At 27.0% G+C, this 19,961-nt stretch carries 21 protein-coding genes; 1 reads left to right on the plus strand and 20 read right to left on the minus strand.

Going from position 1 to position 19,961, the window contains the following annotated elements; genetic code table 11:
• Window positions 1–17 precede the first annotated feature (17 nt).
• From ispG to OW763_RS06285, 20 genes are all read right to left on the minus strand, one after another.
• Entirely contained in the window at window positions 18–1,067 is a 1,050-nt protein-coding gene (gene ispG, locus OW763_RS06190) for a flavodoxin-dependent (E)-4-hydroxy-3-methylbut-2-enyl-diphosphate synthase (RefSeq protein ID WP_268040210.1), read from the minus strand.
• A gap of 21 nt (window positions 1,068–1,088) precedes the next feature.
• Complete coding sequence (gene rseP / locus OW763_RS06195) at window positions 1,089–2,102, minus strand: RIP metalloprotease RseP (RefSeq protein WP_268040641.1); 1,014 nt, start codon at window positions 2,100–2,102, stop codon at window positions 1,089–1,091.
• A 27-nt stretch (window positions 2,103–2,129) separates the two neighbouring features.
• Window positions 2,130–3,287, minus strand: coding sequence for a 1-deoxy-D-xylulose-5-phosphate reductoisomerase (dxr, locus tag OW763_RS06200; RefSeq protein WP_268040211.1), 1,158 nt, complete (start codon window positions 3,285–3,287; stop codon window positions 2,130–2,132).
• A 15-nt stretch (window positions 3,288–3,302) separates the two neighbouring features.
• Window positions 3,303–4,286 (minus strand): AI-2E family transporter, encoded by a 984-nt coding sequence (locus OW763_RS06205; RefSeq protein ID WP_268040212.1) that lies wholly within the window; start codon window positions 4,284–4,286, stop codon window positions 3,303–3,305.
• Window positions 4,287–4,289: 3 nt separating this feature from the next.
• Window positions 4,290–5,093: a phosphatidate cytidylyltransferase gene (locus OW763_RS06210; RefSeq protein WP_268040213.1), complete on the minus strand. Its 804-nt coding sequence runs from the start codon at window positions 5,091–5,093 to the stop codon at window positions 4,290–4,292.
• A 10-nt stretch (window positions 5,094–5,103) separates the two neighbouring features.
• On the minus strand, window positions 5,104–5,868 hold the full coding sequence (locus OW763_RS06215) for an isoprenyl transferase (protein ID WP_268040214.1): 765 nt from the start codon (window positions 5,866–5,868) through the stop codon (window positions 5,104–5,106).
• A gap of 87 nt (window positions 5,869–5,955) precedes the next feature.
• On the minus strand, window positions 5,956–6,513 hold the full coding sequence (frr, locus tag OW763_RS06220) for a ribosome recycling factor (protein WP_268040215.1): 558 nt from the start codon (window positions 6,511–6,513) through the stop codon (window positions 5,956–5,958).
• A 13-nt stretch (window positions 6,514–6,526) separates the two neighbouring features.
• The gene (gene pyrH / locus OW763_RS06225) at window positions 6,527–7,237 is read right to left on the minus strand and encodes a UMP kinase (RefSeq protein WP_268040216.1); all 711 of its coding nucleotides are present in this window, start codon (window positions 7,235–7,237) and stop codon (window positions 6,527–6,529) included.
• A gap of 104 nt (window positions 7,238–7,341) precedes the next feature.
• Window positions 7,342–8,262 carry a translation elongation factor Ts gene (gene tsf / locus OW763_RS06230; RefSeq protein WP_268040217.1) on the minus strand — a complete coding sequence of 307 codons (921 nt, stop codon included), beginning with the start codon at window positions 8,260–8,262 and terminating at the stop codon, window positions 7,342–7,344.
• A gap of 33 nt (window positions 8,263–8,295) precedes the next feature.
• Window positions 8,296–8,997, minus strand: a complete 702-nt coding sequence (rpsB, locus tag OW763_RS06235; RefSeq protein ID WP_268040218.1) for a 30S ribosomal protein S2 — start codon at window positions 8,995–8,997, stop codon at window positions 8,296–8,298.
• Between the two features lie 192 nt (window positions 8,998–9,189).
• Window positions 9,190–9,969, minus strand: coding sequence for a GTP-sensing pleiotropic transcriptional regulator CodY (gene codY, locus OW763_RS06240; protein ID WP_268040219.1), 780 nt, complete (start codon window positions 9,967–9,969; stop codon window positions 9,190–9,192).
• Between the two features lie 263 nt (window positions 9,970–10,232).
• Entirely contained in the window at window positions 10,233–12,305 is a 2,073-nt protein-coding gene (topA, locus tag OW763_RS06245) for a type I DNA topoisomerase (RefSeq protein WP_268040220.1), read from the minus strand.
• Between the two features lie 354 nt (window positions 12,306–12,659).
• Window positions 12,660–13,739 carry a DNA-processing protein DprA gene (dprA, locus tag OW763_RS06250; RefSeq protein ID WP_268040221.1) on the minus strand — a complete coding sequence of 360 codons (1,080 nt, stop codon included), beginning with the start codon at window positions 13,737–13,739 and terminating at the stop codon, window positions 12,660–12,662.
• A gap of 134 nt (window positions 13,740–13,873) precedes the next feature.
• Window positions 13,874–15,400: a YifB family Mg chelatase-like AAA ATPase gene (locus OW763_RS06255; protein WP_268040222.1), complete on the minus strand. Its 1,527-nt coding sequence runs from the start codon at window positions 15,398–15,400 to the stop codon at window positions 13,874–13,876.
• Between the two features lie 607 nt (window positions 15,401–16,007).
• Window positions 16,008–16,436: an SHOCT domain-containing protein gene (locus OW763_RS06260; protein ID WP_268040223.1), complete on the minus strand. Its 429-nt coding sequence runs from the start codon at window positions 16,434–16,436 to the stop codon at window positions 16,008–16,010.
• A 152-nt stretch (window positions 16,437–16,588) separates the two neighbouring features.
• Complete coding sequence (locus OW763_RS06265) at window positions 16,589–16,771, minus strand: hypothetical protein (protein WP_268040224.1); 183 nt, start codon at window positions 16,769–16,771, stop codon at window positions 16,589–16,591.
• A gap of 177 nt (window positions 16,772–16,948) precedes the next feature.
• A complete protein-coding gene (locus tag OW763_RS06270; RefSeq protein ID WP_268040225.1) occupies window positions 16,949–17,236 on the minus strand; it encodes a glucosaminidase domain-containing protein in 288 nt (95 codons plus the stop codon).
• On the minus strand, window positions 17,202–17,456 hold the full coding sequence (locus tag OW763_RS06275; RefSeq protein ID WP_268040226.1) for a glycoside hydrolase family 73 protein: 255 nt from the start codon (window positions 17,454–17,456) through the stop codon (window positions 17,202–17,204). Before OW763_RS06275 ends, OW763_RS06270 begins: the two co-directional genes overlap by 35 nt.
• Window positions 17,457–17,471: 15 nt before the next feature.
• Entirely contained in the window at window positions 17,472–17,705 is a 234-nt protein-coding gene (locus OW763_RS06280; RefSeq protein WP_268040227.1) for a hemolysin XhlA family protein, read from the minus strand.
• Between the two features lie 1,220 nt (window positions 17,706–18,925).
• Window positions 18,926–19,054, minus strand: coding sequence for a hypothetical protein (locus OW763_RS06285; protein ID WP_268040228.1), 129 nt, complete (start codon window positions 19,052–19,054; stop codon window positions 18,926–18,928).
• A gap of 355 nt (window positions 19,055–19,409) precedes the next feature.
• Here OW763_RS06285 and OW763_RS06290 point away from each other — a divergent pair, with 355 nt between their 5' ends.
• Window positions 19,410–19,730 (plus strand): hypothetical protein, encoded by a 321-nt coding sequence (locus OW763_RS06290; protein ID WP_268040229.1) that lies wholly within the window; start codon window positions 19,410–19,412, stop codon window positions 19,728–19,730.
• Window positions 19,731–19,961 lie beyond the last annotated feature (231 nt).

Consider the following 19,961-nt stretch of genomic DNA (forward strand, 5'->3'; position numbering starts at 1 on the left):
CTATGAAAAATCATAGCCTACATTTTATCGATTTCATAAATTAATTGGTCAATTAATTTATCTTCTTTTACCTTTTTTATAATTTCACCCTTTTTAAAAATCAATCCTTCTCCTATACCTCCAGCTATACCTATATCGGCTTCCCTTGCTTCTCCCGGTCCATTTACAACACATCCCATTATTGCAACCTTTAAATTTTTATTACAAGAAGATAATCTTTTTTCTGCCTCATTTGCTAATTTAATTAAGTTTATCTTGGTTCTTCCACATGTTGGACAAGATATAAATTCAATACCTTCTTTTATATAACCTAAAGATTTTAGTATTTGTCGCCCTACTTTAATTTCTTCAATAGGATCTTCCGTAAGAGATACCCTTATTGTATCTCCTATGCCTTCTGCAAGTAACGTTCCTATTCCTATGCTTGATTTTATAGTACCCCTCCATAGTGTACCTGCTTCGGTTACCCCAATATGAAGAGGATACTTTACTTTTTCAGATATAATCCTATAGCTTTCAATAGTTTGCATAACATTTGAAGATTTTAATGAAATAATGATATCATCAAAATTTATATCTTCTAATATTTGAACATGATTTAATGCACTTTCTACTAAAGCTTCTGGACAAACTCCACCATATTTGTGCAACAATTGTTTTTCAATTGAACCTGAATTAACACCTATTCTTATAGGGATTTTTCTTTCTTTTGCAGCTTCAGCAACAAGTTTCACCCTGTTTATATCACCAATATTTCCAGGATTTATTCTTAGTGCTGCAACACCACTTTCTATTGATTTTAATGCTAATCTATAGTCAAAATGAATATCTGCAACAATAGGTATATTAACTAAATCTACTATCTTTTTTAATGCTTCAGCCGCTTCTATATCAAGCACTGCACATCTTGTTATATCACACCCTTCAGATTCAAAAGCTTTAATTTGTTTAACAGTAGCATTAATATCTTTTGTATCTGTATTATTCATAGATTGAACACTTATTTTAGAATCTCCACCAATATAGGTGTTTCCTATTTTAATTTTTTTTGTCTTTTTTCTTTCCATAATAATATCACCTAAAAACCTTTAGAATTTTATTGGGTATAGTACGTCTTTTATAGTTACTAAAACCATCAATAAGAGTAACAAACCAAATCCTATAGTATTTATTAAACCTAACTTATCCTTATCTACTTCTTTTCTTGTTATTATTTGATATAATGAAACAAAAATCCAAAAACCATCTAATGCTGGGAACGGAAGTAAATTAAATATTCCTAGTTGAACACTTATAAAAGAAGAAAAAGCTACTAAATTTATTAATCCTGCTTTAGAAACAGCCCATGTAATTCTCATTATAGTAACGGGACCACCTATATCATTCTTTGACGCTCTTCCTTTAAAAATCATGCCTAATGATAAGAAAGTTTGCTTAATTGTTGAACCCGTTTTTTGAAAACCGTGTTTTAGTGATTGTAAAAAATTTGGTTTTTCTACTACAGTAGAGAAAATTCCGACCATATAAGTGTTACTCTCTTCTACTTTCATTGGTGTTAAATTAACTGATTTTTTTTCATCATTTCTGGTAAATATAATTTTAAGTTGTTCTCCTTTTGACATAGCAACTTGAGCTACAAAATCATCCCAAGTGGAAATAACATAATTGTTAACCTCTATTATTTTATCTCCAGGTTTAATTCCTGCGTGCATAGCTGGACTTTCAGGAACAACTTGACTTACAACTGGTGTCAAATAACCTTTTAGACTACTTACTGATGCAAACAAAACTATTGCTAAAATGAAATTCATTATAGGACCTGCTGCAACAATACTTAATCTTCTTATAGGGGATTTATTTGAAAAAGCTCTTTCATCAGATGTATTTTCTCCATCTTCTCCTAGCATCTTTACATATCCACCAATTGGTACTGCTCTTATGGCGTATAAAGTTTCCTTACCTTTTATTCCTACTATCTTTGGTCCCATACCAATTGCAAATTCTTCTACTTTAACTCCATTAAGTTTTGCCAATGTAAAATGACCTAATTCATGAATTATAACTAAAATACTAAAAGCTATAAGAACTATGAGAATATTCAATATAATATCCAATAATCGTTCCTCCTCTTATACATTATACTTATGTTTAATAAATCTTTTAACATCCTTCTCTGTCTCCAATATTGCATGCAGATTAATTTGATTTGTGTTTTCAAATTTATTCATACATTCTTCAATTATGTCAATTATTTTCAAATAACTTATTTTTTCTTGCAAAAATAATTCTACTGCTAACTCATTAGCTGCATTTAAAATTGTAGGCATAATTCCACCTTGTTTTCCAGCTTCATATGCTAAATTTAGTCCTCTAAAAGTTACAAAATCTGGTTTCTTAAAAGTAAGACTTTTAATTTTATAAAAATCTAATTTTTCAATTAAATTATTTTCTCTGCTAGGGTAATTAAGTGCATACTGAATAGGTAATCTCATATCTGCTGCAGATAGTTGAGCAATTACACTTCCATCTTTATATTCAACCATGGAGTGAATAACACTTTCTGGATGTATAAGCACTTGAATGTTTTTATAGTCTATATTAAATAGCCAGTGGGCCTCGATAACTTCTAACCCTTTATTTATTAATGTTGAAGAATCAATCGAAATTTTTCTTCCCATATTCCAATTTGGATGTTTAATTGCTTCTTCAGGTTTTATATTGAATAAGTCTTCTTTCTTTTTTCCTCTAAAAGGTCCACCTGATGCGGTTAAAAGTATTTTATCTATAGAGTTTATATCATTACCTTGAAGGCATTGAAAAATAGCACTATGTTCTGAATCAACAGGTAATATATTAACATTATTTTTTTTTGCCTCACTCATTACCAATTGGCCACCAGTTACTAATGTTTCCTTATTAGCTAAAGCTATATCCTTACCAGCTTTTATAGCTTCTAAAGTTGGTATTAATCCGATCATTCCTACTATAGATGTTACAACTATATCTACTTCATTTAAAGTAGATATTTGAATTAAGCCTTTCATTCCTTCTAAAACTTCACTTTTTTTATTCTGTTCTACGCAATAAGCTTTAACTTTTTTATAAGTTGATTTATCACTTACGGCAACATATTTTGGATTAAAATCTTCTATAATAGCAATAAGCTTTTCATAATTTTTGTTTCCAGAAATAGCTATTAACTTAAACTTTTCTCTTTCTTTTTTTAAAACATCTAATGTTTGTGTTCCTACTGAACCTGTTGCTCCTAAAATACTTATATTTTTCATACAATATCTCCTAACTTAAGTTGAAAATAAAATTTCTTTAGTCGTAATAATATATATTGGTGCCATAAATAAACCTATAACACCAAAAATTTTAATTCCAACATATATTCCTAAAATTAGTACAAGAGGATGTAGTTCTAATTTTTTACTAACAAATTTAGTTTCAGTAATTTGTCTTGTTACCTGAAGAAAAATATACAATATTATTAAACCAATAGCAATTATATTATTTTTAATTGCAAAATTATATATAATTAAAGGCATAAATATCATTATAGTCCCTATATATGGAATTAAATCCAAAACACCACAAAGCACCGCTATAAATACAGCATTATTTATTCCCAGAGCTATAAGTCCTAATAGTGTTTCTAACGTTGTACTTAAAATTAAAATCAATTCTATTTTTAACATTTTGTTTATAGTACTTAACTTTTGTTTTAATAGAAAAAACTTATTAGCTGGAAATAACTTTTCAATAGTACTAACTATAACATATTTATCAATTAAAATAAAGTATGTTGCTATATTACCTATAAAATATGTAAATATTCCATTAGTTGTATATATAGCACCTTTTTTTATATAATTGCTTCCAGGAACATTAGAATATAATTCTCCAAATTCATTGAATTTTATAAGATCTAATTCAAATAAAGCATTCAATTTATTAGTAATGTTTTTAAGTTGAATAATTATTTCTGAATAATTATTTATAAATAAATTGTGAATTTTATTTATGAAAATCCGACCTGTATAAAACATTAAAAAAAAGATAATTAAATTTATTAGAAGTATACTTAGAACTGCATTTATGTTTTTATTAAACAATTTACATTTACATAATAAGTCATAAATTGGTTTACAGGTAAAAAAAATAAAAATAATAATAAAGCATGGCTTAAAATAATTTTTTATTATAAATGTTAATATAATAAAAGCAAATAATATTATACTGCAATATACTAACTTTATATATGTATTTTTATAGTTTTCCAATCATTACATCCCCATTATTATTGTTATATAATAATATACTACAAGAGATGTAAAAAGTATGCTATCGAATCTATCTAAAATTCCACCATGTCCTGGAATCAGATTACTATAATCTTTTACTTCAACATATCGTTTAATTGATGAAGCCGCTAAATCACCAAATTGACCAAATATACCGCCTATAACACCAATAGCAAAAAAGTTGAAAAGTGGGATGTTAATTCCTTTGGAATTAATAAATACTCCATATATGCCACATGCTATTGTACTACCTAATAATCCACCTATTGAACCCTCAATAGTTTTTTTGGGACTTACATCTGGACATAACTTATTTTTCCCTAAATATTTTCCAGTATAATAAGCTGCAGTATCACACAACCATGATGAAATAAATATAGTCCATACTAAATAGTTTCCATATTGTTTTTGATTAACTAGTACTATGAAACTAAAAAATATAGTCACATAAAAAATACCTAGTAAAGTTACAGAAACGTCAATAAAAGTATACTTTCTATTTATAATTGGGATACACATCATGACGAACACAACTAATGTTGTAAGTAAAAATATATTTTTAAAGTTTAAAGAATTATGACTAATTATTATAGTATAATAAACAATATTCAAAACATATGCAATACCACTTAAAGGTGTGATGTTTTTATTTTTTATAATATTATAAAATTCATACATACCAAATAAAGAAAGGAGCATAACAACATATTTTAAGTATATATCTCCTAAAAACAATACTATTATTAATGGTGATAAAAATAATGCACCTAAATATCTTTTATTCATATTTTCACCCCTATTTTATTCCGCCATAACGCCTATCTCTGTTTTGATAGCTGTAAATAGCTTGGTGTAAATGTTCCTTTTTAAAATCTGGCCATTTTACATTTGTATACCAAAATTCAGAATATGCACACTGCCATAATAAAAAATTACTTAATCTTTGCTCTCCACCTGTTCTTATAATAATATCAGGATCAGGGATTTTAGCTGTATATAAATTATCAGAAATTAGTTTTTCATTAATTGAATTACAAGTTAAGCTACCATTTTGTATTTCTTTACCTATCTTTTTTAAAGCATATATTATTTCATCTCTACCACCATAATTAAGAGCTAAGTTTAAAACTAACCCTTTATTAGGTTTTGTTTTTTCATAAGCTTTTATAAGTTCTTGCTGACATATTTCAGGCAATTTAGAAATATCTCCAATATGTTTAACTACAACACCTTCTGAATTTAGTTCCTCTATTTCTCGTTTTAAATATTCTACTAAAAGTTTCATAAGCACATTAACTTCTTGAGCAGGTCTTTTCCAATTTTCAGTTGAAAAGGCATATACAGTTAAATATTTCACTTTTAATTTACTACATTCCTTAACTATTCCTCTTAGAGCTTCTACACCAGATTTATGACCTAAAGTTCGTGGTAATCCTTTTCTTTTTGCCCATCTACCATTCCCATCCATTATTATAGCTATGTGCTGGGGTATATTTTTTATATCACTATTAATTTCAATTTTATTTTTTTTATTATCTTTAAAACCAAAAAAATTTTTCATTAGCTTCTCTCCCATTTCTAAATTATAGGTTAAAGTTGTAAAATACCTGCATTTAAGCAGGTATTTTACAACTTTAATATAAAAACATTATATAGACATTATTTCTTCTTCTTTGGTTTTAACAATTTCATCAATTTTTTTAATATAATCATTAGTTAATTTTTGTATATTTTCTTCAGAATCTATAGCTTGATCCTCTGTAATTTCATTTTCTTTTTTTAAATTTTTAATTTTATCATTTGAATCTCTTCTTATCGACCTAATAGCTACCTTGGTATCTTCACCAGTTTTTTTGACTTTTTTTGCAATTTGTTTTCTTGTTTCTTCGGTTAATTCTGGAATAATTAATCTAATTACATTACCATCATTTGAAGGATTTAATCCTAAATCAGATTGTAATATTGCTCTTTCTATATCCTTTAGTGAGTTTTTATCCCAAGGTTGAATTAATAAAACTCTTGGTTCTGGAGCTGAAATATTAGCTAATTGATTAATTGGAGTTTTGCTACCATAGTATTCCACAGATATTCTGTCAAGCATAGCAGGATTAGCTTTTCCTGCTTTCATTGAAGCTAATTCAGATTTTAAAACTAAGATAGTTTTATCCATTTTTTCTTCTGATTTTTTGAAAATATCTTTTACCATAATTATCCTCCTTTTATTTTGATACTACTGTACCAATTTTTTCTCCCATAACTACTCTTTTTATATTATTAGGTTTATCAAGTCCAAAAACTATAATAGGAATATCATTGTCCATGCATAATGATGTTGCAGTAGAATCCATCACTTGTAAACCCTTTTCAAGTACTTCAATATACGTAAGTAAATTGAATTTTTTTGCATCAGTATATTTATTAGGATCTTTATCATAAACTCCATCAACTTTTTTAGCTAGAAGAATTGCATCTGCTTCAATTTCTGCTGCTCTTAAAGCTGCTGTTGTATCAGTTGAAAAGTACGGATTACCTGTTCCAGCTGCAAATATTACTACTCTTTTTTTCTCAAGATGTCTCATTGCTTTTCTTCTAATAAATGGTTCAGCAATTTCTCTCATTTCGATTGCAGTTTGTACTCTAGTATCAACACCAATACTTTCTAAAGAATCTTGTAATGCAAGTGCATTTATACATGTAGCCATCATGCCCATATAATCAGCAGTAGTTCTGTCCATTTCTTTACCATTTCTTCCACGCCAGATATTTCCACCACCTACAACAGCACCTACTTCTATACCCATATCAACAATTTCTTTTATTTCTTCTGCAATTCTTTTAGCAACATCAAAGTTTATACCAAAGTTATTTTCACCACTTAGAGCTTCACCTGACAGTTTGAGCATAATTCTTTTATATTTTGATAAACTCATAATATTATTATACCTCCAAATCCCAAAAATTACATATATTTTATGCTTTTATTCCTAAAAAAAGAGAACACCATGTGTTCTCTTTATTAACTTTTATTTATTCATTATTTTTGTCCCATTTGTCTTTGAACTTCTTCAGCAAAGTTTTCTTCTCTTTTCTCTATTCCTTCGCCTCTTTCAAATCTAACGAATTTAGCAATAGCTATTTCAGCTCCAACTTCCTTAGATTTTTCTTGAAGTAATTGAGTTATAGTATAATCTGAATTTTTAACCCATATTTGATCAACTAAGCAAACTTCTTTTAAATATTTTTTAACTCTTCCTTCAACCATTTTTTCAACGATTTTTTCAGGTTTTCCTTCATTTAAAGCTTGCACTCTATATATTTCTCTTTCTTTGTTAATAGCATCATGATCAACACTATTTTCATCTAAGAATAATGGGTTTGCAGCAGCTACTTGCATTGATATATCTTTAGCAAGTGGTTTCAAAACTTCATTTTCTTTTTCACAACTAAGTGCTACTAGTACACCTATTTTTCCACCGCCATGAATATAACTGTTTATGCTACCATTTTCAATGTTTAATTTTTCAAATCTTCTGATGTTCATATTCTCACCAATTTTTGCTATTAAAGCAGTTAAAACTTCTTTAACAGTTACACTAGCATCTTCAATGAACTTTTCTTCTAATAATTCTTCTACAGTTGAAACATTAGAAGTTGCTATTTGTTTTGCTACACTATTAGTAAAGTTAACAAAAGATTCATTTACAGCAACAAAATCTGTTTCACAGTTTACTTCTAATATAACTGCTGTTTTATTATCATCACTTATATAAGTTGATACTAAACCTTCTGCAGCAATTCTTCCAGATTTTTTAGCAGCAGCAGCTAATCCCTTTTCTCTTAAAAATTCTATAGCTTTTTCAACATCACCATCAGTTTGTGTTAAAGCTTTTTTACAGTCCATCATACCTGCACCAGTTAGTTCTCTTAGTTCTTTAACCATTTTTGCAGTAACCATATGTATACCTCCCGTAAGTTGTTTTTTAAAAAATTATTCTGCTAACTGTTCACCTTGATTTCCTTCTATTATTGCATCAGCAACTTTAGAAGTTAATAATTTTACAGCTCTAATAGCATCATCATTTCCTGGTATTACATAATCAATTTCATCTGGGTCACAGTTTGTATCAACAATTGCAACTACTGGGATTCCAAGATTTTTAGCTTCAGATATAGCATTTTTTTCTTTTCTTGGATCTACAACAAACATTGCACCTATATTAGCAGCAGACATGTTTTTGATTCCGCCTAAATTCTTTTCTAATTTTTCTTTTTGATTTCTTAATTTTATAACTTCTTTTTTAGGAAGAACTTCAAAAGTTCCATCTTCTTCCATTTTTTCAAGATCTTCTAATCTCTTAATTCTAGCTTTTATAGTTTTGAAGTTTGTAAGCATTCCACCTAACCATCTTTGATTAACAAAGTGCATTCCTGCTCTTAAACTTTCTTCTTGAATAGCTTCTTGAGCTTGTTTTTTAGTACCTACAAATAAAACTTCTTTTCCTTCTGTAACTACACTTTTAACAAATTCATAAGCTTCTTCAACTTTTCTTACTGTTTTTTGTAAATCGATAATATAAATACCGTTTCTTTCTGTAAATATGTATGGAGCCATTTTAGGATTCCATCTTCTTGTTTGATGTCCAAAATGAACACCAGCTTCTAATAATTGTTTCATTGAAATAACTGACATTAGTAATACCTCCTAGAATTTTGGTTTTTTCCTCCATTACCTTCGCGTTATGAAAAACCTTTGAATTCAAAGGCACCGTTTCATAAATTAGGCAATGTGCGTTTTCTTCCTTAAGTAGTATATCATAGGAATTGTACATATTCAACAATAAAAAGAATAGAATTTAAAAATTCTACTCTTTTTTATAATAACCTATTTTATTTTTTTTAATTCATCTAATAACTTATTGTTTAAGATTTTTATGTGAGTACCCTTCATTCCTAAAGATCTAGACTCTATTACTCCGGCACTTTCAAATTTTCTTAAAGCATTAACTATAACTGATCTTGTAATACCAACTTTATCTGCAATTTTAGATGCTACTAGCAATCCTTCATTTCCATCTAATTCATTAAAAACATGCTCTACAGCTTCTAATTCTGAATATGATAATGTGCCTATAGCTAGTTGTACAACAGCTTTCTTTCTTGCTTCTTCTTCTATCACATCATTTTCAGATCTTAGAATTTCTAACCCCACAATTGTAGCACTATATTCTCCTAACACTAAATCTTCTTCAGTAAATTTTAAGTCAAATCTTGTAATAAATAAAGTTCCTAATCTTTCTCTATTGCCAACTATAGGTATAATAGTTGATAATTTTCCTTCTAATTCTGCTGGCTTAGATTCATCAAAAGAAGATTTCCCTTCATTATCTAAATTCGCAATTGTTTCATCAATACTTAATAATTTGTTATTAAAATATTCAGGAAACTTCTTATCTTTTATTACTTTTTGTTTTACACTTTCACATTCTACACCATTAAAAAAGCTATGACCTAATATTTTTGCTTTTCTACTTATTATATAAACATTACATTCTAATACATCACTAAGTGTACTACATATTTCATCAAATACAACTGGTTCAGCTCCTGATTTTTGTAAAAGTTTATTAAGTCTTCGTATTTTATTTAATAATTGTGAAGCCATTTATTTCTCTCCTTTTTAAATACCATTTTCTATTCTAAGTATAAAAGTTAGAATTTTTATACTTTTTCAAATATTTAGAATTATTCTTTCCACTTACTTATGATAACACAGTACTTAGTACATTTCAACAGTATTTGATATAAATTCGACACAGTTTTATATATTATTTACATATATTAAGTATATATAAGTTTTTTTGTTAAAATTAGTTGAAGAGCTTAAATGACTACTAATTCTATAAACTAAGATTAAACACAATTCATTTATTCTTCTATTTTATATTTACATTCTTTATTTGAACATTCAATATAGTCGCCTTTTGCTTTACTATGTTTTTTCACCATAATTTCTCCACATTTAGGACATTTTTTGTCAACAGGTTCAAACCAACTAACAAATTTGCATTCAGGGTAATTGCTACATCCATAAAACTTTCTACCTTTTTTACTCTTTCTCAACACAATTGTACCACCACATGTTGGACAAGGAGTATCTATTTCTTCTATAATTGGTTTTGTGTTTTTGCATTCAGGATAGCCTGGACAAGCAAGGAAATCACCAAACCTTCCATGTTTTATAACCATATTCTTTCCGCATTTCTCACACTTAACATCTGTTACTTTATCTTCTATTGTTACTTTTGCAACTTCTTTTTCGGCTATTTCTATACATTCTTTTAGAGGAGAGAAAAATTTATCAACTATGTTTTTCCAATTTTCCTTTCCAGCTTCAACATTGTCCAACTTATTCTCCATTTCAGCTGTAAATTCGATATCTACAATTTGTTTAAAATATTCGCTAACAATGTTATTTACAATAAATCCTAGCTCTGTTGGGAATAAGGTTTTGTTGTTTCTTTCAGCATATTTTCTATCTAAAAGCGTCGAAATAATAGGTGCATATGTGCTAGGTCTTCCTATGCCATTTTCTTCTAAAGTTTTTACAAGTGATGCTTCTGAAAATCTTGACGGTGGTTGTGTGAAATGCTGTTTACTATTAATTTTATCTTTAAATAGTTCTTCATCTTTTGTTAATTGTGGAAATTTATTATTTTTATCTTCTTCTTCTTCATATTTATATATTTTCATAAAGCCATCAAATTCAACATTAGAACTAGTTGTCCTTAATGCATATAATCCATTTTTAATACTTATAGATAGCGAATTCATCATGCATTCAGCCATTTGACTTGCTACAAACCTTTTCCAAATCAAGCTATAAATTTTAAATTGATTAGTTTTTAAACTAGCTTTAATTTTTTCAGGTGATAATTCTATATAAGTTGGTCTAATTGCTTCATGTGCATCCTGTATATTTTTCTTGCCCTTAAAATTTCTAGTTTGTTTTGGCAAATATTTTTCACCAAAACTTTCTTCAATATATTTTTTAGCATTATCTTGTGCTTCTTTTGATATTCTAACTGAATCCGTTCTCATGTAAGTTATTAAACCTACCGTGCCAACACCCTTGATGTCTATCCCTTCATATAACTGTTGAGCAATAGACATAGATTTTTTTGTTGAATAATTTAATTTTTTATAAGAATCTTGTTGAAATGTACTTGTTGTAAAAGGTGGTAATGGATTTTTAATTTTTGTAGATTTCTTTATTTCCTTTACAATATATTTGTTTTTATTTAATTCTTCAACAATAATATTACTTTCATTTTCATTATTAATTTTTATTTTCTTATTATCTTTTGATGTCAATTTTACTAAAAATGGTTTATCATTTTTATTTTTCTTTAATTCACATTCGATTGTCCAATATTCTTCAGATTGAAATTTATTAATTTCATCTTCTTTATCACATACCATTTTTAGTGCTACTGATTGTACTCTACCAGCACTAAGTCCCCATTTTACTTTTTGCCATAAAATTGGACTTATTTTGTAACCAACCAACCTATCTAAAACCCTTCTTGCTTGTTGAGCATTAACTAAATCTATATTTATTTGTCTTGGCTGTTTTATAGCAGCCTTTACTGCACTTTTAGTTATTTCGTTAAACTCAATTCTACATTTTTCATTTTCTGCTATTTTTAAAGCTTTAGTTAAATGCCAAGAAATAGCTTCTCCTTCTCTATCAGGATCGGTTGCAAGGAATATCTTATCGCTTTTTTTAGCTTCTTTTCTTAAACTACTTAGTAGTTCTCCTTTACCTCTTATAGTTATATACTTAGGATTATAATCATTCTCTATATCAACACCTAATTGGCTTTTAGGCAAATCTCTAACGTGTCCCATAGATGCTTTAACTACATAATTTTTTCCTAAATATTTACCAATAGTTTTTGCTTTAGCTGGAGACTCTACTATAACTAGCTTTTGACCCATATTATCCCCTCCATTAATTCTAGTTTATTTCAGTTAGTCATATTTATTCAATTTAAATTCATTTTATTTTTACTACATATTATATAATATTAATAATTTAACTAATTATAGTTGCAATTCAAATAATACCTCATTTGATAGTTTTATGTCAATCTTAGTCAATATTAAAATTTAATATATGTATATTAATAAACTATATTAAACAATTATTATATTTGTATCATTTAATAATTTATTTATGCAAATAATTTATCTAAAATTAATACTTGGGAATATTTAAAAGAAAGAGTACTATTAAATTTACATTGTAAAAGAATATCAAAAAATACAATATTTTAAAATTTAAACTTAACTTTAAATTTTATTATTATTTCTTACATAATAATTCCCACTTAAGCAAATTACTTGTTCTTTTAATTTAAGATCAAATAATACTTCATATAATTTTCTTATATCAATTTGAGTTAAATTGATAATTTGATCAATATGCACCGGAGTATTACCAATGTTTTCATAAACCTCTTTTTCAATACAGCTCATTTTAGAAGATATAATATGTGGTTGTTTTATATCTTGTATATTTAAAATATCATATATGTCTTTAATCTCAGTAAAAACATATGCTCCATCTTTTATTAATTTATTAGTGCCTTTACTTTGTTGTGAAAAAACATTTCCTGGTACTGCAATAACATCTTTCCCTTGATCTAATGCTGAACTTGCAGTTATCAATGAACCACTTTTTTCATTTCCTTCTATGACAATAACCAAATCACTAAGAGCACTTATTATTCTGTTTCTTATAGGAAAGTTGTATGAAAAAGGTTTAATTCCAGGCATAAACTGTGAAATTATACATCCATTTTTAGATATATCATGGTATAAATTTAAATTTTGTTTAGGATAAACTACATCTATACCGGAACCCAAAACTGCACAAGTATACGAATTCATATTTATACATTTGGAATGTGCTAAAGTATCTATTCCTCTTGCCAATCCGCTTATTATATTGATATTATTTTTACATAAATGCTGGCAAATGAGATTAGTAACATTTGCTCCATAATTAGTGCATTCTCTAGCCCCAACAACTGCAACATTATGCTCATAGTTTATCTTTTTTATATCCCCTTTATAAAATAGCATATATGGAGAATCTTCATATACTTTTAGTCGTTCAGGATATAATTTATCTGTTATAACTACAGTTTTTATATCTTCATTAACTAATTTTTCTTTTATAAAATTAATTTTGTTTTTATCCCAAGCTTTTTCTAAAGCACTAATCATTTTAGTATTAAAAATATTATCTTTTTTATTTTGTATACTATAATACCATATTTTTTCTACAGATTTAAATTTATTTAATAATTTTAGTTTTACCATATAAGATAAATTAGCATTAGCAAACCAAAGTTCATAATCATTCATTATTATGTCCTCCTATTTATTTGATAAATTATTTATAATGTAGAAACTTTTCATTTATCCAGTAATTGTTAATTTATTTTGCACTTTTAAATTTAACTTTTTTGATTAAATGACATTGTTTATCAGAACAATCTCTATATAAATTTTTCTGATACAAATTTTCTATATTGAAATGCTTCAATTACATCCTGCTGTTCTATTTTTTCTCTTTCGTCTAAATCAGCTATACTCCTAGCTACTTTTAATATTCTGCTATATACTCTAACACTTAACTTGAATTTATTATATATTTTCTCTAAAATCCTATTTGTTCCAGAATCTACTGAACAATATTTTTTAACCATTCTTTGATTCATTTGAGCATTACAATAAATATTTTCTTTTGAAAACCTTTCTTTTTGAATATTTCTAGCCGCTTCTACTGTTTTTCTTATATTCTCTGAACTTTTATTTTTAACTGGGTTTCTCAATTCTTTATATGATAAAGCATTTACACATACAAATATATCTATACGATCCAAAAGTGGACCTGATAATTTGTTTATATATCTACTTCTTTCATATTCACTACATACACATTCCTTAATATTACTTCCATAGTATCCACACGGACAAGGATTCATAGCTGCAACTAGCATAAAATTCGCTGGATATTTTACTCTTCCATTTGCTCTGGAAATTTTTATAATTCTATCTTCCAACGGCTGCCTTAAAACCTCTAAAACTTTTTTATTGAATTCAAGAATTTCATCTAAAAAAAGTACGCCATTATGCGCAAGAGAAATTTCTCCTGGCATAAGTTTATTACCACCACCAACTAATGATATTTTAGAACATGTATGATGAGGATTTCTAAATGGTCTTTCTTTAATTAAACCATTTACCTTATCTAAATTACCAGAAACACTATATATCTTAGTTACTTCTAATGCCTCTTCATAGCTTAACTGAGGCAAAATTGTGGGAATTCTTTTTGCTATCATGGTTTTACCACATCCAGGAGGACCAAATAATATTATATTATGACCTCCTGCAGCTGCTACCTCTATTCCTCGTTTGCAACTTTCTTGACCAACTATATCTGAAAAATCATAAATTTTATTATTAGAATTTACTTTATTATTACTTATTTTATTATTAGGTAATAAATCTCTGTATTTTAAAAATTGTACTACTTGTTTTAATTTCTGAAAAGGATACACTTTAGCTGTCTTTACAATAGTACATTCTTCTACATTATCCATAGGAACAATAAATTCTGTAATATTATTCTTAATTCCTTCAACAACAATAGGTAATGCTCCTTTCACTTTTTTTAATTCTCCTAACAATGACAGTTCCCCTATAAATAAAAATTTATTAACATCACTAATATTTATTTGTTTAGTAGCTACAAGTATACCTACCGCTATAGGTAAATCAAATAAAGAACCTTCTTTTTTTAAGTCCGCTGGTGCTAAATTAACAGTAATTCTTTTAATAGGAAATTCAAAACCAGAATTTATTATAGCAGCTCTTACTCTTTCTTTAGATTCTTTAACTGAAATATCTGCTAACCCTACAATATTAAATGCTGGAAGACCATTTGATATATCTATTTCAACATTAATAAACGTTCCATTAATACCCATAAATGTAGCTGAATTTATCTTTATAACCACATTATCACCTTGTATAATGAACAGGTAGTAAAAATTCACTATACTTTTCCTTTCATAATAGTTTTTAATAAGTATATCCAGTTTATTGAATAATATTTCTATTATATTTAAAATAATTATAATAAAAAACGGAGCCTGAGGCTCCGTTTAATTAGTTCGTTACTTTTTATCTAATTTTTCTTCAATTTGATTTAGTTTCATTTCAATTTCTTTAACATATAAATTTAGCATATCAATCTTACTTTCAGTTCTTTTAATGTCCTTAGGAATTTCAAAAACAATTTATATACTGGAAGTGTAAACGTGAGCATACAAAGTAGTAAACGCACACTTACAGTTACTTGGGATAAGTCTAGTCATAAAAGGTTAAAAATATCCTTTGTAGATCTAATTTATAATCTTCTTGAATACTGTTATTTTAGATATGTATATGGTAATTACATTAATAATAAGTTACTTATTAATTTTTAAAATCGTATAAAATATAAATATGTGGCAATAAATTAAGATAGTTATCACATATTTATTGCCAAGAATTAACTAAACAAAAACCTATGTTGTTACACCTGGGTTTTTGCTGTTTTATATTATTTTTTTTATTTTGACGTTATATTTGAGATAAAATTTTAACTTTCTTTTCATTAAACTCTTCTTGTGATAAAATTCCTTTATCTCTTAGTTCTCCTAACTTTTCTAACGTTTTCAGTAACTCTTCTTTGTTCTCATTAATACTAGAATTATTATAGCTTGTTTCTTTTGATTGCTGCATTTGCAAAATTCTATTTATTGCATTTCTCATTACACTTTCGCTTCCCCACGCTTTTCTATAATCGTTAGGATCTAAAATTCTACAATGACCTGTTAATTTATTTTGTTGTAATCTCCAACCATTACATTCAATTAAATTATTCCAAAAAACTTTTCCACCCGCAGTTGACATTTCCCAATTAGGCATGTCTCCTCCTAGTAGTTCACACAATTCACCTATTAATTTAGGATTAGATACAATTAAACTAAAATTTTTAGTATTTATCATTTGGTACACTCCTCTTTAATAATTTTTAAATATAAATTTTCTTCTTAAATTAGCTATTTACTATTATACAATATTTACAGTATAAGTAAATCAACATATAATTTTTGATTTTGGGTAAAAGAAAAAGCCCTGAGCCTAAGCCCAGGGTAAAATTATTTATCTTTCGCTGCTTGTCTTGCAGTAGATTGACCAAAATAAAATGAAATAATCATAAGAAATACTGTCATAAAATCTTTAGATTCTATATTACCTTTTATACTTAAATATGAAAACACTCCGGTTAGAACTAAAGCTATAATCTTTTTAATTTGTAACAGATTCTTTATAAATTCCATACTAATATTCCCCCTCAACTAGTTTCCATAGAATTTGTAGTGATTTTTCTGTTTCTGAACCGTACAATCCATCTTCTAAAACAGGTTTAGCTGTTTGTGTTACTTTGTTATACCATTTTTGCAACTCTATACAATATTTATATTTCTTACCTTGCTTTATATATGATACTAAGATTTTTATTGATTTTTCTGTATTACTGCCATAAATCTATCTTCCATAAGTGATGCTACTGTTTCAGTTGCTTTATTATAGAATTTCTGCCATTCCAAACAGTAATTAATTGAATATGTTCTCTTCTGTTTATTTTCTTTGTCATATTGATATAACTTGTATCTTTCTATCAAATTAATAAGCTGCTTTGAGTAATTAGGATCTGTAGCATACTCTGCAACTTTAAGTGCTCGTGTTTGTCCTTTGTAATCTTTTGTACTAAAAAAAATATTTTTCTGTGACATGACTACCATTTCGGTATTCTCCTGTTTTCATGTTTACAGCTTTTCCTTGCCAATTGCCTATGGCTTTTATCCCAAAGAGATTATGGTATTTTGAAGCTAAAGAACTTCTTCCCCAGCCTGACTTCAAAACAGCTTGTGCAATTGTAATTGAAGCTAATACACCATGTTTTTTCATTGAAACAATAGCTCTTGGTACTATTTTATTTATAAATTCTGTTTGTCTACTCATAAATTTTTTCTCCTTTTATTTTAAAATATTATTTTGTACTACATAAAAAAAGAATCCAAGTAAACTTGTTACCCATATTCCAATGAACCATTTCATAACATTTGTTAATCCTTTGATATTATCACATAGATTCTTGTTTTCCACTCTAAATTCTCTACTATCCTGTTCAACTCTATCAAGTCTTTTATCATGATCTTTTAACGTTTCCTCATGCTCTGTTATTTTTATTTCCATCGTTTCACTATTCATGCTACACCTCCAAAGTCGTAATAAAAAAGAACCTACATTAAGCAAGTTCTTTTTTAAATAAAATTTCTCATTCATCAATGTTGCATATCACTAAATGAAATATAACTCTTTCTAATCTTGCATGTTGTTTTATAACCCCTCGGTAATTTTTATATAACTTACAAAATATGGTTTAGTTTTTGCAAGTTTTTCACATTTATTTTTCAGTTTTTTTAAAAAGGGACATAAAAAATACACTTAAATTTTTAAGTGCTCTTGCTTCACAATAGCTACCTATTGCGTCATTACTAATAATGAAAAAAGAACCTTTAAAAGGTCCAAGTATTAAAAAATATTATGTTTTTTAGAATTATAAATGCCCTTTACTTGATATATAATTGCCTTGAATATTTTTCAGGCAAAACCAACTTTTAATTTTATTTACTCCATCATCATTATCAGCAACAAAGTCATTTAGCTTAGCTTGTATTTCCAGCATAGATTCTGGGGTTCCAGTATAAAATTTATAAATATTTTTAAATTTAGTTAATATATCGTCACCTTTTATACTTTTGGACTCTGTTAAAGAATAACTAAGGGTATTAGGTTCATATGTTAGTTCATTAAATTCCTTATTCTTTGAGCTTAATATATAAACCTTTAAATTATTGTTTATAGTTACCCCCCCAAATCTTATATTATTTCGTTTTTAATATCATCTATTGTAATAATATTATCTTTTATAAGTCTTAAAAGCTTTTTAAAATAAGTTTCATTTATCATTTAACAATTTATTCCTGCTTTAATAATAATAAATCTACTGTATTTCTTAAATTTTTAAGCTGATTTTCAAGTGGTTCAATATCTGTAAATATGAAAAATTTACCTTCTGTAATATTCTAATGTTCAATTAAAATTTTATCTGTATTAGTTAATATAATATTTTCTTTTTCTCCTTCTGTTTGATATTCAAACTTATATTTCATATTTAATCACCTCTTGTATATATTATTTAATAACTGAACCCATTGAAGATGTATCTATACCTAGTCTTAGAGTACCTCCCCCAATAATTGAATATTGAGTATCGCTTTTTATATATAGTTGAACTAAATCATTTTTCTTAACTGAAATATCTATTGCACTTGTAAAGATTTTATATGCATTACAAAAACCATCCTCGCCAACTGGAGTCTCATTTACTCGTATTTGTCCATAAGCCCTTCTATTAAGATTAGGTCTTAAATCAAAAATGCTCTAACACCACCAGTTACATAAACTTTTAATTCTGCAACTTTAATATATGCCGTCTTGCCACTCAATATATTACTTGCAGTTGCTATAGCATCCCCTGTAAAATTACCATCCACACCAAATAAATTTTCACCTATAATCATATTTAAACAATGAATGATTATACAATTAGTACACTTTATGATAATTTCAACTTTAGTACAGACTATTACACTATATATTATGAATTTATATATACATAGTAACAAATATTTTCTTTTATGATAAATATTCTATGCAAAAATGTAAGAATAATATTTTAAAAATAAATACTAAATTAGTAGAGTTACAACATAAATACAGAATTTAAAACAAATTAAAGATTATTTAACTAAAATATTTTCAGTGTTAAAAATAACAAGATTACATTCTAAGATTTACAAATAAATCAAAAGTATTTTTATACTTAAAGTCCTATGCGAAGGTGATATTATGAAAAATAAAGAAGATGCACGCGCATTATTGAAAAATTTTAATAATAGTATAAAATATGAAAATAGATTCTTTATGGATGAACAATTTTCAAAAGACTTAAAAACCGTCATTAATTTACATAGAGATACCTATAATACTGGAAGTAGCTTATATAGAGCACGAATAAATAATAAAGAAGAAAAAAATGCTTATGAAATATCTAAAATGAAAAGTCCCCCAATAAATAGAGTTTCTGGTGGAAGAGCCAACACTGAAGGGATAAATACAAACCTATATACAATTACAGATATAAAGTATACTTTTCATGAAATTACTTGATAGAATAAATACTATTGCTATAGAACCTCCAAAGTGCTAATTAGGCACTTTTTTATTTTTCCTTTTCCATCTTTCTTTTTAAAATCTTAGGTTTTATAATAAGTTATTTCCTATACTATACCTATAATGATTTACATTTCCAATAATTGTTTAGATTTTTTGAGTATTATTTTGTATAATTGTACAAGCATTTATAGCTACACACTTTAAAGAAAATGTGTAGTAAAGAAG

The organism is Clostridium aestuarii, assembly GCF_026735135.1.
GTDB classification, from domain to species: Bacteria; Bacillota; Clostridia; order Clostridiales; family Clostridiaceae; genus Clostridium_H; species Clostridium_H aestuarii.

Coding starts and splice junctions, on each gene's coding strand:
- codY (WP_268040219.1), bottom strand. CDS start 9,969: ATGGCTTCACAATTATTAAATAAAATACGAAGACTTAATAAACTTTTA.
- ispG (WP_268040210.1), bottom strand. CDS start 1,067: ATGGAAAGAAAAAAGACAAAAAAAATTAAAATAGGAAACACCTATATT.
- OW763_RS06290 (WP_268040229.1), top strand. CDS start 19,410: ATGAAAAATAAAGAAGATGCACGCGCATTATTGAAAAATTTTAATAAT.
- frr (WP_268040215.1), bottom strand. CDS start 6,513: ATGGTAAAAGATATTTTCAAAAAATCAGAAGAAAAAATGGATAAAACT.
- OW763_RS06270 (WP_268040225.1), bottom strand. CDS start 17,236: ATGGTAGTCATGTCACAGAAAAATATTTTTTTTAGTACAAAAGATTAC.
- tsf (WP_268040217.1), bottom strand. CDS start 8,262: ATGGTTACTGCAAAAATGGTTAAAGAACTAAGAGAACTAACTGGTGCA.
- dprA (WP_268040221.1), bottom strand. CDS start 13,739: ATGAATGATTATGAACTTTGGTTTGCTAATGCTAATTTATCTTATATG.
- topA (WP_268040220.1), bottom strand. CDS start 12,305: ATGGGTCAAAAGCTAGTTATAGTAGAGTCTCCAGCTAAAGCAAAAACT.
- OW763_RS06275 (WP_268040226.1), bottom strand. CDS start 17,456: ATGAGTAGACAAACAGAATTTATAAATAAAATAGTACCAAGAGCTATT.
- dxr (WP_268040211.1), bottom strand. CDS start 3,287: ATGAAAAATATAAGTATTTTAGGAGCAACAGGTTCAGTAGGAACACAA.
- OW763_RS06210 (WP_268040213.1), bottom strand. CDS start 5,093: ATGAATAAAAGATATTTAGGTGCATTATTTTTATCACCATTAATAATA.
- pyrH (WP_268040216.1), bottom strand. CDS start 7,237: ATGAGTTTATCAAAATATAAAAGAATTATGCTCAAACTGTCAGGTGAA.
- OW763_RS06280 (WP_268040227.1), bottom strand. CDS start 17,705: ATGAATAGTGAAACGATGGAAATAAAAATAACAGAGCATGAGGAAACG.
- rpsB (WP_268040218.1), bottom strand. CDS start 8,997: ATGTCAGTTATTTCAATGAAACAATTATTAGAAGCTGGTGTTCATTTT.
- OW763_RS06215 (WP_268040214.1), bottom strand. CDS start 5,868: ATGAAAAATTTTTTTGGTTTTAAAGATAATAAAAAAAATAAAATTGAA.
- OW763_RS06260 (WP_268040223.1), bottom strand. CDS start 16,436: ATGATAAATACTAAAAATTTTAGTTTAATTGTATCTAATCCTAAATTA.
- OW763_RS06265 (WP_268040224.1), bottom strand. CDS start 16,771: ATGGAATTTATAAAGAATCTGTTACAAATTAAAAAGATTATAGCTTTA.